Source organism: Natronobacterium haloterrestre, assembly GCF_900112205.1.
Lineage (GTDB): Archaea > Halobacteriota > Halobacteria > Halobacteriales > Natrialbaceae > Natronobacterium > Natronobacterium haloterrestre.
In genome coordinates, this window is the sequence record NZ_FOKW01000005.1 from 209,499 (window position 1) to 224,019 (window position 14,521).

General features: G+C 67.6%; 14 protein-coding genes and 1 tRNA gene. 9 read left to right on the top strand and 6 right to left on the bottom strand.

Annotation, left to right across the window (positions count from 1 at the left end):
• Positions 1-33: 33 nt before the first annotated feature.
• On the bottom strand, positions 34-729 hold the full coding sequence (locus tag BM113_RS11740) for a haloacid dehalogenase type II (RefSeq protein ID WP_089788208.1): 696 nt from the start codon (positions 727-729) through the stop codon (positions 34-36).
• A gap of 138 nt (positions 730-867) precedes the next feature.
• Between BM113_RS11740 and thiE the strand changes: the two genes are divergently transcribed.
• The 3 genes from thiE to BM113_RS11755 all read left to right on the top strand — a co-directional run bounded on the left by thiE (position 868) and on the right by BM113_RS11755 (position 3,810).
• Positions 868-1,548 (top strand): thiamine phosphate synthase, encoded by a 681-nt coding sequence (gene thiE, locus BM113_RS11745; protein ID WP_089788210.1) that lies wholly within the window; start codon positions 868-870, stop codon positions 1,546-1,548.
• Positions 1,545-2,396, top strand: a complete 852-nt coding sequence (thiM, locus tag BM113_RS11750) for a hydroxyethylthiazole kinase (RefSeq protein ID WP_089788211.1) — start codon at positions 1,545-1,547, stop codon at positions 2,394-2,396. The genes thiE and thiM overlap by 4 nt, the downstream gene beginning before the upstream one ends.
• Positions 2,397-2,694: 298 nt before the next feature.
• A complete protein-coding gene (locus BM113_RS11755) occupies positions 2,695-3,810 on the top strand; it encodes a glutamate-cysteine ligase family protein (protein WP_089788213.1) in 1,116 nt (371 codons plus the stop codon).
• A 178-nt stretch (positions 3,811-3,988) separates the two neighbouring features.
• Here BM113_RS11755 and BM113_RS11760 read toward each other — a convergent pair whose 3' ends face one another.
• Both BM113_RS11760 and BM113_RS11765 read right to left on the bottom strand, forming a co-directional pair.
• On the bottom strand, positions 3,989-4,954 hold the full coding sequence (locus tag BM113_RS11760; RefSeq protein WP_089788215.1) for a DUF7351 domain-containing protein: 966 nt from the start codon (positions 4,952-4,954) through the stop codon (positions 3,989-3,991).
• Positions 4,955-5,058: 104 nt separating this feature from the next.
• On the bottom strand, positions 5,059-5,640 hold the full coding sequence (locus BM113_RS11765) for an NADPH-dependent FMN reductase (RefSeq protein ID WP_089788217.1): 582 nt from the start codon (positions 5,638-5,640) through the stop codon (positions 5,059-5,061).
• A gap of 275 nt (positions 5,641-5,915) precedes the next feature.
• On the opposite strand from BM113_RS11765, the gene BM113_RS11770 reads away from it, so the two are divergent.
• Together BM113_RS11770 and BM113_RS11775 are read left to right on the top strand one after the other, a co-directional pair.
• Positions 5,916-7,199: an MFS transporter gene (locus tag BM113_RS11770; protein ID WP_089788218.1), complete on the top strand. Its 1,284-nt coding sequence runs from the start codon at positions 5,916-5,918 to the stop codon at positions 7,197-7,199.
• A gap of 69 nt (positions 7,200-7,268) precedes the next feature.
• Complete coding sequence (locus tag BM113_RS11775) at positions 7,269-7,718, top strand: hypothetical protein (RefSeq protein WP_089788220.1); 450 nt, start codon at positions 7,269-7,271, stop codon at positions 7,716-7,718.
• A 230-nt stretch (positions 7,719-7,948) separates the two neighbouring features.
• On the opposite strand, the gene BM113_RS11780 is transcribed toward BM113_RS11775, so the two are convergent.
• The 3 genes from BM113_RS11780 to BM113_RS22315 form a co-directional block, all read right to left on the bottom strand.
• Positions 7,949-8,023, bottom strand: a tRNA-Arg gene (locus BM113_RS11780).
• Positions 8,024-8,155: 132 nt separating this feature from the next.
• Positions 8,156-8,560, bottom strand: a complete 405-nt coding sequence (locus BM113_RS11785) for a YccF domain-containing protein (RefSeq protein WP_089788222.1) — start codon at positions 8,558-8,560, stop codon at positions 8,156-8,158.
• A 94-nt stretch (positions 8,561-8,654) separates the two neighbouring features.
• Complete coding sequence (locus BM113_RS22315) at positions 8,655-8,795, bottom strand: hypothetical protein (RefSeq protein ID WP_169317734.1); 141 nt, start codon at positions 8,793-8,795, stop codon at positions 8,655-8,657.
• Positions 8,796-9,025: 230 nt separating this feature from the next.
• Between BM113_RS22315 and glmU the strand changes: the two genes are divergently transcribed.
• From glmU to BM113_RS11805, 4 genes are all read left to right on the top strand, one after another.
• On the top strand, positions 9,026-10,207 hold the full coding sequence (gene glmU, locus BM113_RS11790; RefSeq protein ID WP_089788224.1) for a bifunctional sugar-1-phosphate nucleotidylyltransferase/acetyltransferase: 1,182 nt from the start codon (positions 9,026-9,028) through the stop codon (positions 10,205-10,207).
• A 119-nt stretch (positions 10,208-10,326) separates the two neighbouring features.
• Positions 10,327-11,763 carry a phosphoglucosamine mutase gene (glmM, locus tag BM113_RS11795; RefSeq protein ID WP_089788226.1) on the top strand — a complete coding sequence of 479 codons (1,437 nt, stop codon included), beginning with the start codon at positions 10,327-10,329 and terminating at the stop codon, positions 11,761-11,763.
• A 115-nt stretch (positions 11,764-11,878) separates the two neighbouring features.
• The gene (locus tag BM113_RS11800; protein ID WP_089788227.1) at positions 11,879-13,582 is read left to right on the top strand and encodes an alkaline phosphatase family protein; all 1,704 of its coding nucleotides are present in this window, start codon (positions 11,879-11,881) and stop codon (positions 13,580-13,582) included.
• 105 nt (positions 13,583-13,687) lie between these two features.
• Entirely contained in the window at positions 13,688-14,350 is a 663-nt protein-coding gene (locus tag BM113_RS11805) for a helix-turn-helix domain-containing protein (RefSeq protein ID WP_089788229.1), read from the top strand.
• Positions 14,351-14,521 lie beyond the last annotated feature (171 nt).

Sequence of the window (14,521 nt, forward strand, 5' to 3'; positions counted from 1 at the left end):
CGTCCGAAAGCGACGGGTCGGTCGGGTGTGGCGTTACGCGTCGAGCACCTCGGCGAGTCCCTCGAGTCCTTCGGCGACGAGGTCCGGTTCCGGCCCGAACGGCTCCCACGGGCGGTCCTGCCGATCGAGCCAGACCCCCTGCATCCCCGCGTGGACCGCTCCCTGGACGTCGAACCACAGCGCCGAGACGTGGGCGATCCGGTCGATCGGCGTCCCCGTCCGGCCGGCGGCGTGGCGATAGAGGTCGGAGTCGGGCTTGAACGTCGCCACCTCGTGGGCGCTGATCGCGTCCGTGACGTAGTCGCCGATTCCGGCCCCGTCGATCATCGACGCGAGCATCTCCGGCGACCCGTTCGAGAGGACGTAGAGGTCGTAGCCGGCCTCGTCGAGGCGCTCGAGGGTCGGGCGGACGTCCGCGAACGGCTCGAGGTCGTGGTAGACCGAGAGGATCTCCGCGCGGTCGTCGGGCGTCGTCTCGATGCCGTGGACCGCGAGGGCGTACTCGAGGGCGCGGCGGTTGACCTCGTAGAACGACTCGTAGCGGTCGAGGGCGTTGCCGACGAGGGTGTACTCCATCGCGCGTTGCCGCCAGGTGTTCGACACGGACGGCGTGTCGACGTCGGCGACGGCCTCGTGGTCGACGAGCGCGGTCTCGACGGAGTCGACGTCGACGAGGGTGCTGTAGGAGTCGAACGTGACCGTGGTGACGCGATCCGGGTCGAAGGACATACTCGTCGTTCGACGGCGGACGGCAAGAAACTGAGCCAGGGGGCGATCTGGCCGAAACTACGGCAGTGGAGGCGGTGCGGGCGGGGACGCTCGGAGCCGACCGAAGCCGCTTAGTAACCGACCGCCGCCACCTCGAGTATGCCTCGGAACGCCGCGGAGCCGTCGAACTGGCGGACGTACCTCGTCACCCAGGAATCGGTCTCGAACGGGCGGTCGACCCTCGAGATCGTCCGCGAAGCGATCGCGGGCGGGATCGACGTCGTCCAGCTACGGGAGAAGGAAACCGACGCCCGCTGGCGGTACGAACTCGGCCTCGAGCTACGGGAGCTAACCGCCGAGGCGGGCGTCGACCTGATCGTCAACGACCGGGTCGACATCGCCGAGGCGATCGACGCCGACGGCGTCCACGTCGGCCAGTCGGACCTCCCCGTGGCGGTCGCCCGCGACCTGCTCGGTCCCGAGGCGATCGTGGGCTGTTCGGCCGCGACCGTCGAACAGGCCCGCGAGGCCGAGGCGGCGGGCGCGGACTACCTCGGCGTCGGCACGATCTACGGCACCACCTCGAAGGACGTCGCGGAGTACAAGGACGGCGTCGGCCCCGAGCGAGTCGCCGAGATCACCGACGCGGTGTCGATCCCGGTCGTCGGGATCGGCGGGATCACTGCCGAGAACGCGGGGCCGGTCGTCGAGGCCGGTGCGATCGGCGTCTCCGTCATCTCCGAGATCACGGCTGCCCCGGAGCCGCGGGCCGCGACGGAGTCGCTCGTCGAGGCCGTCGAAACCGCGAAGGACGTGGGGGGCGGAGACACGACGCGATGACCGACACCGAAATCGACGTGACCGGCGCGGAACTCGCGGAATCGCTCGCGGCCGTCGCCGAGGCCGAGCCGCTGATCCAGGCGCTGACCAACGAGGTGACGATGAACGACGTGGCGAACCTGATCCTCCACTGGAGCGCCCTGCCGGTGATGGCCGACTCGCCCGGCGACGCAGGGGAGATGGCCGGGGCGGCGAGCGCCGTCCTCGTCAACACCGGACAGGTACCCGAGGGAAAGATCGACGCGATGCACGAGGCCGTCGAGACGGCCAACGAGCGCGGGATTCCGGTCGTCCTCGATCCCGTCGGCGTCGGCTCGACCCCGACCCGCGAGTCGGTCGCCGAAGGGCTGCTCTCGGCGGCCGAGTTCTCGATCATCAAGGGTAACTACGGGGAGATCAGCGCCCTCGCGGGCGTCGAGGCCCAGGTCAGGGGCGTCGAATCCGTCGGCGACTACGACGAGATCGAGCGGGCGGCCCGCTCGCTGTCCGACTCCACGGGCGCGATCGTCGTCGCCTCGGGCGTCGAGGACGTCGTCGCCGACGCCGACAGCGCCTATCGGCTCGCGGCCGGCCACGAAATGCTCGGCGAGGTCGTCGGCACCGGCTGCATGCTCGGGGCGACCCTCGCCGCGTTCGGGGGAGCCGTCGGCGACGAACACGCGGCGGCACTGCACGGAACGCTCGCGTTCGGCCTCGCGGGCGAACGCGCCGCCGAGATGGATTACACGGGACCGGCGAGCTACCGGGCGAACTTCCACGACACCGTGTACGGGTTCGCCGCCGCCACGGCGGACGGCGACCGTGACCTCGAGTTCGACCTCGAGCACCGCGTCGAACGGATCGTCTAACCCGCTCGAGACCCCGTTTTTCCTCCGCCAGGAGAAGCCGACCCGCCGAAGGCTCGGCCGCCACTTGCCAGTGCAGGCTCAATCGGTTCCTCCGGGAGGGCGCTACCGGTGAGTACGCGACAGAGATGGCGGGCGTCGGCATCCCGGTGACGTGACGCCCGACCGCTTCTCGGCGCTGCGCTGTGAGGGCGACCCCTGACTCGCTCGAGCGCCGCGCAACGCGACTCCGCCGCGACCGCACTCCACGGCACCGAATCCGCGATCGCGGCACCAGCCAACCACATCACCGGAAACAGCCATGAATACGAGTCTCGAGGCGGAGTACTGGGTCGTCGACGACGACGGCGAACTGGTACCGCCCGAAACACTGCTCGAACTCTCGGATCGGATCGATCCGGAGTTCGTCGAACCGATGATCGAACTGAAGACGACGCCTTGCGCGACGATGGCGGAACTGCGCGCGGAGTTTCGCGACCTGCTGGGCGCCGTCGTCGAGGCCGCCCGCGAACGGGACAAGCGGCTCGTCCCGCTGGCGACGCCGCTGCACGCCACGCCGTCGGAGATCCCCTACCGGGACAAGCGCGGCACCGACCTCCAGCGCCGGATCGTCGGTCCGACCTTCGACGACGCCCGCGTCTGTGCGGGGACCCACTTCCACTTCGAACGGGCGGAATCGAGCGACCGCGTCGCCGATCAGCTCAACGCCCTGACCGCGGTCGATCCCGCGTTCACACTCGTCAACAGCGCGTCCCACTACCGCGGAGAGCAGATCCTCGAGTGCGCCCGCCCGTATCTCTACCGGCGGTCGTGTTACGACGCCTGTCCCGAGCAAGGACAGCTGTGGCCCTACGTCGAAAGCGTCGACGAGTGGGAGCGCCGGCTCGAGTCCGCCTACGACCGGTTCCGCGAGCGCGCGCTCGAGCGCGGCGTCGATCCCGCGGCGTTCGACGACGAGTTCGATCCCTACGACACGGTCTGGACGCCGGTCCGACTCCGGGAAGAAGTACCGACCGTGGAGTGGCGATCGCCCGACGCGGCACTGCCCGGGCAGACGTTCCGGCTGGCGGAGACGGTCCGTTCGATCGTCGACCGGGCGGCGACCGCCGGCACGGTCGTCGACGTCGAGGACGGCCGGCGCGTGGGCGTGGGCATGGGCGTGAGCGGCGAGGGACCCGTCCAGCTCCCCGCGTTCGAGACCGTCGAGGAGATCACCGACGCGGCGATTCGGGACGGAATGGCCGACGACGGCGTCCGCAGCTACCTGCGCGACCTCGGCTTCTCACCGGAGGCGTACGATCCGCTCGCGAACCGGCTCCCCGATTCCCGGCTCACGAAACCGGAGGCCAAGCGGCTCCGGCTCGAGGCGGCGAGCGAACTCGAGCGGGAGGTCGGCAAGCGTCCTGCTCGAGCCTGACGGCGGATCGACTCCTGCGGTCTGCTGTGACGATTTCCCGGCCCGACCGCAGGCGTCGGACCCTCGCGGTCGGCCGCAACGACTCATACGGATTGCTGTAACTGTTTACCGGTACAACCGCAGGACGGTCGCGGTTGCACCGGTAATGACTTACAGCAGTCCGTATCAATAGCCCGTCTCAGTACCGCTCCCGGTCGACGACCTCGAGCGTCTCGTCTACAGTACACTCGAGGGCCTCCCCGTCCAGTTCGACGGCGGTCGTGACCCGCCACGGGTCGGTCGCTTCGACCGTCGTTCGCCGATCCGTCGCGGCGAACTCCACCTCCCAGATCGGAGTGTCCATGAGGTCGAGACCCCGTCGCCGACAGAACGCGATCACCTCGCTCTCGCCGAGCAGGAACTCGCCGGTCGTGAGCGTGTCCTTGTTTCCACAGTGCGAGCAGCCGCGCCGAACGATCGTCGATCGGAGGTTGCCGCGCGGATATCCCGTCGTTTCCGGCTCCAGAAACTCCGCATCGACCCCGCCGCCACAGAGCGGACACGTTCCCTGCGCGAACGCGAACCGTTGCTGACGGTTGTACGCCGCGACCCGCTCGAGGAGCCGATCGTCCGGGCCGTTCAGGATCCCGGGGGGTGTGAGATTGTAATCGTACAGGTACTCGCAGTCGGCACACTGGATGGCGAAGATGGCGTTGCGGTACTGTGCCCGGATCGACCCGCCACAGTGATGACAGGACTGCTCGAGATCGAACGGCTCGACGGTCGCCTCCCCGGCGACGGACCAGGCCCGGATCGTCCGGACCATCGTCGTCCCCTCCGGCCGGAGGCGAAACCCCTCCTCGTCGGTGGCCGCCATCTCGGATACCGGTTGCGCGTCGTCGGCCCCTGCCTCGGCACGGGGATCGACCCGCTCGACGAAGGTGCCCACGAGTTGCTGGAGGTGGTAGTTGAAGCGACTGCTCTCGACGGAGCCGTCGGTCCGTTCGCGGAGTTCCGAGAACGGCAGGACCGGCGGCGGTCCGCGTCCACCGCGGGCTTCGCTCAGTGTGTGAAGGATCTTCGCTCTGACCTCGTTTCCGAGCAGTGCGAGCGCCTCGTCGGGCGGCAGCGATCCGTACGTTCGCTCCGCCGAGCGTTCGGTCATGCGTTCGGATAGCACGGGCGTCGTTGAATCCGTTCGGGTAGGTTCCAACTGGGGGGCAGGACGTGCGATCCCCTCGTGAGAGGATCCGGACCGTCGGACGTCGACTACGGTGTCGACTGGGCCTCGACCGGCTTCTCGGTGACCTCCGGGTAGGACGTTACTCCCGCGTAGTCGACGAGTTCACGGCCGAGTCGGCGGGTACGCTCCCGGAGGTCGTCGTCGATCAGTTCGCCGTCGGCGAACCGCTCGTGGGAGTCGGGAATCCCGACCTGGTGGGGGAGCGTCCACGCGCCGAGCGCCCGGGCGACCGACCGGAGATGCTCGAGCGCCGGCGTCGGGAACGAGCCGCCGGCGACGGCCGCGAGTCCGACGGTCGTTTCCTCGAACTCGTCCGCGCCGCAGTAATCGAGCGCCGTCTTGAGCGGCGAGCTAAACGTTCCGTGGTACATCGGCGTGCCGAGGACGACCCCGTCCGCACGGTCGACGTGCCGCCTGAGTTCCGGGGCATCACCCGCGTCGGGGCGGTGCGGTTCGAACGTCGGCAGGTCGTACTCCCGCAGGTCGACGAGCGTCGTCTCCGCACCTGCGCGTTCGGCGGCCGCGAGCGCTTCGCGAACGATAACTCGAGTACCGCTGTCGGGTGCCAGACTGCCGCAGAGACCGACGATATATACGTCGTCTTTCATTTTCGTGCGTCGTACAGTACTGCTGGCAGCCACTTAGGTTCTTTCTGAACCCAGTTATTGTATAAGATATTATAATTAGACAGAAACGGCGGATGTGGGAGGATGGGGTTCCGATTTCCCCGCCATCACTACGGTTTCGACGCGAAAGAGACGACCATCGAGTCTCCGAATTCGCCGAAATGATAGATAACATACAAAGTATCACTTGTGAAAGTCGCGATACAAAAATCAGCTTTCGAAAAATACCATCAAAGTGGTAACTGTAGTCGGGTGCGATGGCCGTCCCTCGGAACGTCCGCTGGACGTACTACCTCTATCGGGCGACCACGTCGTCCGGGTTCGTCGTCCCGATCAGCGTCCTCTACCTCCTCGATCGCGGATACGGCCTCGAGTTCGTCGCGCTCGCACAGGCGACGTTCTCCATCACGCTCGTCGCCACGCAGGTTCCGTCGGGCTACCTCGCCGACCGGATCGGTCGTCGCTCGACTCTCGTACTGGGAACGGTTCTGCGCACCGTCGGGCTGGCAGGCTACCTGCTCGTCGATTTCGCCGCCGGCTACCTCGCGTTGAAGGTGTTCGTCGGCTCAGCGTGGGCGTTTCGCTCCGGGACGGCCGACGCCTGGCTCTACGAACTGCTGGCGGTCTACGGCGAACCGGACGAGTTCGCCCGCCTCGAGGGACGGGGCAGCACGCTGCTTTTCACGACGTCGGCAGCGGGCGCGGTGATCGGCGGCGTCCTGTACGGGGCGGGCCCGGAACTCCCGTTTCTCGTCAACGCCGCGCTGGCCGCGCTCGGGCTTCCGCTGCTCGTGGCGTTGCCGACTACCGGAGAGGGGGCCGGTTCGGCGACGGATCGCCCCGACCCTGCCCCTGACCCGGGCTGCGACCACGATCCCGACCACGAACCCAACCGACACCGACTCCGGGACGGACTCCGGTCGCTCCGGCGGGAGTTCGCCCGTCCCGCAGTGGGATGGGTCGTCGTCTACACCGGGTTGCTCTTCCTGCTCTTCGACCTCTCGCGTACGTTCGAACAGCCCGCGCTCGAGGCTGTCGGCCTCCCAGTCGCCGGGCTGGGCGTGCTGTACGCCGGGTTCAAACTCGTGTCGGCGGGCGCCGCCTCGACCGTCGGCTGGCTCCAGGATCGACTCGGCACGCGACGAACGCTGGCGCTGGCCGCGCCGGTACTGGGAGCAGCCTACGTCGCCCCCCTGTTCGTTCCGGCCGCGATCGTTCCGGCGCTGTTCCTCTACCGGAGTTCGCGAGCCGTGCTCCGACCGATCCGAAACCAGTATCTCAACGACCGACTGGGCGATACGGACCGCGCGACGGTCCTTTCCGGCGTGTCCATGGTGTCGTCCCTCGCGGCGGCGGCCGCAAGGGTCGTCGGGGGCGAACTCGCCGCGATCGCAGGCCCGATCCGATTTCTCGCGTTCGCCGGCGTTACCCTCGCGCTCGCGGCGGGCACCCTCTGGCTGGCCGTCTCGCCGGCACGAGGTGCAGGCGACTCGAGCGACCGAGAGTCCGAGCGAAGGATCGCCGCCGACGGTGGGGACTGACGCCGACCGTCGATGATAACGGCAATCGCGGCATAACTGACAAGGACCGGACGTCGGTAACAGGGACCAGTGCGAGCACGACGCGACCTGTTGACGACGTTCCTCGTCGGCATCGCCGGCTGTCTCGAGCCGCCAGTGACCGGCACGCCACCCACACACCCGCAGGGGAGTTTCGAGTTCGACTTCCGAACGGTCGACGGAGCCGAACTGGTCCGAATCACGGCGACGAACCTGAGCGGCGAGCCGTCGAATCTGCGGGTTCGGATCGGCGATACGGTCGCCTACGTCGACGGACGATACGGCGAACGGTACGTCGCCAGTCGCGAGTACGTCGACGAGTGGGACGACGGAATCGACTCCGGCGACGCTCTCGAGTTGACGACCGGAGACGCGCTCCCCGAGAACGGACGGCTCGTGATCGAAGTCGAACACGACGAGAACGACGAGTTCGTCACCATCGGGGAGACACGGATATCAGAGAGCGCTTTTACCACGGCACATCGCAAAACGGAGTTCTGAACGTCCCTGTCTCCCGTGTTCGACGGGCTCACGGGCACGATGGGATTTGAACCACGCCGTCGGCTCGCTTCGCTCGCCGCCGTCTGGTTCGAACCCATCTCAGTATCTCGCCGTCGCTCACGAGTTGTTCGCGATAACAACGGGCACGATGGGATTTGAACCACGGTCGCAGCAAGCTGTTCCCTGATTCAAATCCCCGTGCCGTTACTGCTCACGTTGTTCGCAGATAACGGGCACGATGGGATTTGAACCCACGACCGTCGGATTAGAAGTCCGACGCTCTATCCGGACTGAGCTACGTGCCCTCGTGTAGGAATGGACGACGGAATAGTATAAGCGGTGTGGATTGCACCTTCTCGGACGGTCTGCTGTAACGGGTTTCCGGTCCGACTGCAGGCGTTTGCGGTCGAACCGACAATGCGTTGCAGGAGTCCGTATCAGCCGTGGAACCGGTACAGCGACGTGACGTACGGAAGCCGGTTCGCCAGCCAGATTGCGACCGGCAACCCGATGATCGTCATCGCGAGCAGCGCCGCGAGGTTCGCCCAGAGGAAACTGAGCCACCAGCCGACGAACACGAAGTAGAGTGCACGCACCGGAAGCGAGTGCTGGGTATTTCCATCGCTGGCCTCGAGGCGCGCGTACGATTCCCCTGGCCCCTGTCGCGAACGGGGTTCCTGGAGCGTGAGCACCGTCGGCACGAGGTTGATCAGTTTGATCCCGATCGGCGCGAGGATCACCGTCACGTTCAGCGCCCACGCGATGTTGACGACGATCGGCGTTAGCCACCAGCCGACGAAGACGAACCAGATCGCACGAACGAGAACCGACCGCTGTGTCATACTAGATCTGGGGAGCGTCGGGGAATAGGCGTGTCGGTACGAGCGGGAGCGATTCGGCCTCGATCGAGGGGATCGATCTCGAGTCGTGAACCGATTAGAGCCCGAGGAAGCGCAGGAACAGTCCCACGAGCAGAATGCCGGCACCGATGAAGGCCCCGACGAGCGGCGGCAGGATCGGAATCGGAATCACGATCAGGAGGAGGCCGACCACGATCAGTGGCGTGGAGAGGCGCATACCGATCGGTCCACGTCCAGTCATAAAGCGGCGGGGGAAGGGAATCGCTGTTGTGGAATCGGTGCCGGAGTCGGGATATCCGGTCGACCTGGATCCGGTTCCGATTCCGGGTCTGTGCCCAGTTCCGATTCCGGATCCAGGTCCGGACCGGGGTCAGAATAGCTGCTCACCGATAGAGGGCCGAATTAGCACCACTATAAGAAAACCCCGGACGCGCCGACGGTCCCGGCATGCAAACCGTAATTCTCGCCGCGGGGCGAGGCACGCGAATGCGACCGCTCACGGAAACGACGCCGAAACCGATGCTCCCGGTCGCCGGGAAGCCGCTGGTGGCCCGCACCGTCGAGGCCGCGGCCGCGGCCGGTGCGGACGAGATCGTTCTCGTCGTCGGCTACGAAGGCGGCGCCGTCCGCGAGTATTTCGGCCAACGGCACGCGGGAACGCCGATCCGATACGCGACGCAGTCCGAGCGGGAGGGAACCGCCGGCGCAGTTGCGGCCGCGAGCGAGCACCTCGAGGGGCCGTTCGCCGTGATCAACGGCGACATCGTCTTCGACCGGGAGTCGCTCGCCGACCTCTACGCGGCCGCCCCGGCGGTCGGTTCGATCCGCGTCGACGACCCGTCGAACTACGGCGTGTTCGACGTCGAGGACGGGACCGTCACCGACGTCGTCGAGAAGCCGTCGGACCCGCCCGGTCGACTCGCGAACGCGGGTGCGTACGCCTTCCCCCAGGAGGCGCTCGAGTACCTCGATGTCCCCCGCAGCGAGCGCGGCGAGTACGAACTCACGGACGTCCTCGAGCGCGTTCTCGCGGGGACCGACGTCGGCCACGTCGAGTTCGATCGGTGGCTCGACGTCGGCCGGCCGTGGGAACTGCTCGAGGCGAACGAACTCGCACTCGAGTCGATAGAGACCGATATCCGCGGCGACGTCGCGTCGGACGCCGAACTCGAGGGGTCGGTCGTCGTCGAGGAGGGCGCGACCGTCCGGTCGGGGGTCGTCGTCGAGGGACCGGCGCTGCTCCGGTCGGGGGCGACCGTCGGCCCGAACGCCTACGTTCGTGGGGCGACGGTCCTCGGCGAAGACGTCTCGGTCGGCCACGGCGTCGAGATCAAGAACAGCGTCGTGATGGCGGGGACGAGCGTCGGCCACCTCTCGTACGTCGGGGACAGCGTCCTCGGCCGGAACGTCAACGTCGGGGCGGGGACGAACGTCGCGAACCTGCGTCACGACGAGGAACCGGTCCGGATGACCGTCAAGGGCGAGCGCGTCTCGACCGGCCGGCGGAAGTTCGGCGTCGTGCTCGGCGACGACGTCAAGACGGGGATCGATACGAGCCTGAACGCCGGTGTGATGCTCTCGGCGGGTGAGACCACGAAACCGGGTGCCGTCGTCATGCAGGATCGGTAGGGAGACGGGGGACGGCGCCGGGTCCTCGAGACGACCGCGGATCGCCCGGCACGCCGAACGACCCCGGAACCGGCGCTTAACGACTGTATAGTAATCGGCCCGTCCGCTCGAGGGGCGGTATGTTCGGAACGAGCGGTATCAGAGGAACCGTCGGCGAGGACGTGACCGCCGATCTCGCGCTCGACGTGGGTCGGGCCCTCGCCTCCGACGGCTACGAGCAGGTGGTCGTGGGACGGGACGTTCGCGAGAGCGGTATCGTCATGTTCGACGCCCTGACTGCCGGACTCCGGGAGTGCGGGGCCGACGTGCTCGAGGTCGGCGTCGCCTCGACCCCGACGGTCGCGAGGGCCGTTCCGCGGACCGGCGCTGACGCGGGCGTCGTCGTGACGGCGTCGCACAACCCGCCGACGGACAACGGAATCAAACTCTGGTCCGCGGACGGCAAGGCGTTCGACCCCGACCAGCGGGAGTCGATCGCGACGCGAATCGAACGGGACGCGTACGACCTGCAGCCCTGGGACGGCCACGGCTCGAGCGCGCCGCTGACGGACGCGGTCGATCGGCACGCGGCGGCGCTGGTCGAGTCCGTCACGATCGACGACCCGCCGAGCGTCGTCGTCGACGTCGGGAACGGGACGGGCGAAATCACCGCCCGCGCCCTCGACGAACTCGGCTGCGACGTCGTGACGCTGAACGGCCAGCAGGACGGATCGTTCCCGGGGCGGCCGAGCGAACCGACGCGCGAGACGCTGGCCACGCTGTCGTCGTGTGTCGCCGTGACCGACGCGCAACTCGGGATCGCACACGACGGCGACGCGGACCGGATGCACGCCGTCGACGGGACCGGTACCTTCGTCCCGAAGGACGTGCTCTTCGCGCTGTTCGCGCGGGAAGCCGCGGAAGCAGCGGAAGCCGCGGAAGCAGCGGAAACCGGCGACGGCGACGTCGTCGCCGCACCGGTCGGTACGAGCGTGACGGTCGACGACGAGGTGGCGGCCGCAGGCGGAAGCGTGAGTCGAACGCCGGTCGGCGACGTCCACGTCGCCGAGCGTGCGGCCCGTTCGGACGCCGTCTTCGGCGGCGAACCGAGCGGAGCGTGGATCTGGCCCGAGGAGATCCCCTGTCCCGACGGGCCGCTGGCCGCCTGCAAGCTCGTCGAACTCGTCGCGGAGCGGGGACCGCTCTCCGAGCTCGTCGCGGACGTCGACAGCTACCCCATCCGCCGGCGATCAGTCGAGGTCGCCGACAAGGAGGCGGTGATAGAGCGGGTCCGCGAACGCGTCCGTGATCGGTACGAGGACGAAGACGAGGACGAGGATCAGAGGGCGGAGATCGATACGCGCGACGGCGTCTACGTCGACCTCGAGAACGGCTGGCTCCTCCTCCGGGCGAGCGGAACCGAACCGGTCGTCAGGCTCACCGTCGAGGCCCGAACCGAGCGACAGGTCGAACGACTGGAGGGTGACGCAGTCGGTATCCTCCAGCGCGCGATCGAACGGTTCCCGTCCGAGAATCGGGGCGAGAGCGGCTCGAGCGCGGGTTTAACGGACCGATAATGAAGTGAGTTCGAGCGCAGGCCGGACCTGGCGTGGACTCTCGTGTCGTACAGCCCTCGCTGCCCGGGAATCCGGCAGCGATCGACACCGAATATCAGCGAGCACTTTCGAATCGATGAGTCGGACACATCGCCGAGACGAGACCGTATCGACTACGACTACTGGAAACACCGCGGCGAACGGATCGAGCGGCCTGGAGACGCTGGTCGTCGGCATCGACGCCGGCTGTCTCCCCGTCTTCGAGCGGCTGTTCGAGGCCGGTTGCGTGCCGACCATCGAACGGCTCTGTTCGGAGGGGGCGACCGCGCCGCTCGAGTCGCAGATCCCCCCGTGGACGCCCAGCGCCTGGCCGTCGATCTACACCGGCGTCAACCCGGGGAAACACGGCGCGATCGGCTTCGTCGGCTACGACGGCTACGACTGGCACGTGACGAGCAACGACGACGTCCGCGAGCACCCGCTGTGGACGCTGCTCGATCGCCACGGTCGCTCGAGCGTCGTCGTCAACGCTCCCGTCACCCACCCGCCCGACGAGTTCGACGGCGCGGTGATTCCGGGGTTTCTGGGGCCGGAGGATCCGCCCTGCCACCCCGACGGACTGCTGGACGACGTGCGCGCGGCGATCGGCGACTACCGCGTCTACCCGTGTTACTCGCGGGACGACTCGCTGTCGGACGCCGAGAAACTCGACGAGTACGAGACCCTGGTCCGGATGCGAGGCGAGGCGTTCCGGTATCTCGTCGGCGAGTTCGATCCCGACTTCGGCTTCGTCCAGTTCCAGAAGACGGACACCGTCTTCCACGAGTTCGACGGCGACGCGGACGCGGTCAGACGCGTCTACGAAGCGACCGACGACCAGATCGCCGAGATACTGGACGCGTGCGACCCGGATCGGGTGTTCCTGGTCAGCGACCACGGGATGGGGCCCTACGACGGCTACGAGTTCCGGATCAACGAGTTCCTCCGCGACGAGGGCTTCCTCGAGACGACGACCGACGGGAAGGGGATGCCCTCGTGGACGCCGATGCGCAGACGGCTCCGCGAAGGCGAGGAGTGTGACACCTGGGAGCCCGGCGCTGCGGCGCGGGCCGCTTCGGTCGCCGCCCGGTTCGGCGTCACCGCCAGCCGGATCAGGAGCGCCCTCGAGCGGGTCGGCCTCGCCGAGTTCGCGATCGAACACGCACCGTCGGGGATCTCCCGGACGGCGAACGAACAGGTCGATTTCGCCGAATCGACGGCCTACGTCCGGGCACGAACCGAACTCGGCGTCCGGATCAACCTCGAGGGACGGGACCCGCAAGGGACCGTTCCGCCCGAGGAGTACGAACGGGTCCGGGACGAACTCGTTCGGACGCTTCGGTCCGTCGAAACCCCCGAGGGGGAACCGTTCTTCGAGACGGTCGCGCCCCGCGAGCAGTACTTCCACGGGGATCGGCTCGAGGAGACCGTCGACGTCGTCACGATCCCGGCGGGCTTCGAGCACGCGCTCACCGAGCAACTCGGCGGCGACGGTGACGGCTACTTCGGTCCGGCCGAGCCCTGGAACCACAAACTCGAGGGCGTCTTCGTGGCGACGGGCGACGGGGTCGACGAGGACGCCGCGATCGACCGCGCCCACGTGTTCGACGTCGCGCCGACCGTCATGTCGGCCATGGGGGTGCCCCCCAGCGACCGGATGGACGGCGGCGTCGTGCCCGTCGTCGATCCGGTCGAGCCCGTCACCTACCCCGCCTACGACGCGACGGGAGACGACCGGGACCGGGCCGGTCCGGGCGAGGACGTGACGGAGCGACTGGCCGACCTCGGATACGTCGACTGAACCGGGCGAGCAGGGGCGTCGTCGATCGTTCGAGCGGATGCAAGGGTCGTTATCCCCGCTATAAGTATAGGCCGACCCGACGACGCCGACGGTACCGACACCTCGATGGGATTCATCGCAGACGTTCGTCTCGGTCACGACGAGCTGCCGTTAGTGCCGACCATGAAGCGACAGCCGGACGTGACGCTGAGACGTGAGTACGAGAGCGCAACGGACGGAAGCCGGGTGCTTTTCGTCTCCGCCTTCGGCGACGGGTACGCGAGCCTCGAGGAGACGCTGGCCGACGACCCCACCGTCTCGGAGCCGACGTGCGTCGCGACGTTCGGACACCGGGCGATCTACCGGCTCGCGGTCGAGACGGGTCTGGCGATCCTGCCCGACTGGTGTGCCGAACACGGACTGTACGTCTTCACGGTCACGAGCGACAGAACCGGGTGGGTCGCCCGGATCCATCTTCCGGATCGCGACGCGCTGGCCGCGATCAGACGACGGTATCGGGAGCGCGGCGTCTCGTTTCGCGTGGACAGGCTCCACGACTCGTCCGCCGCCGACGACGGAACCTACTTTCTCACCGATCACCAGCGCGACCTCCTCCTGATGGCGTACGAGGCCGGCTACTTCGACATCCCGCGGCGGGTCACCCAGGACGAACTCGCCGAACGGCTCGAGGTCAGCGACTCGGCGGTGTCCCAGCAACTCCGGCGCGCGATCTCGACACTGATCGCCGCCACGCTCGAGAACGGTCGGCCGGTCGACGATCCGGTCTGAGCGGGACGGTCGTCGGGCACCTTCGTTTCCGTATCTGCTCCAGCACCCTCATTATACGAGTGATAACCGCCTCCGTCGACGGCTCGGGCCCATCGAGGCCGATTCGGTATCAACCCTTTCGAATCGCACAACAGTTCTCGAGCGACGAATCGGGAAGAAATCGTCAGTTAT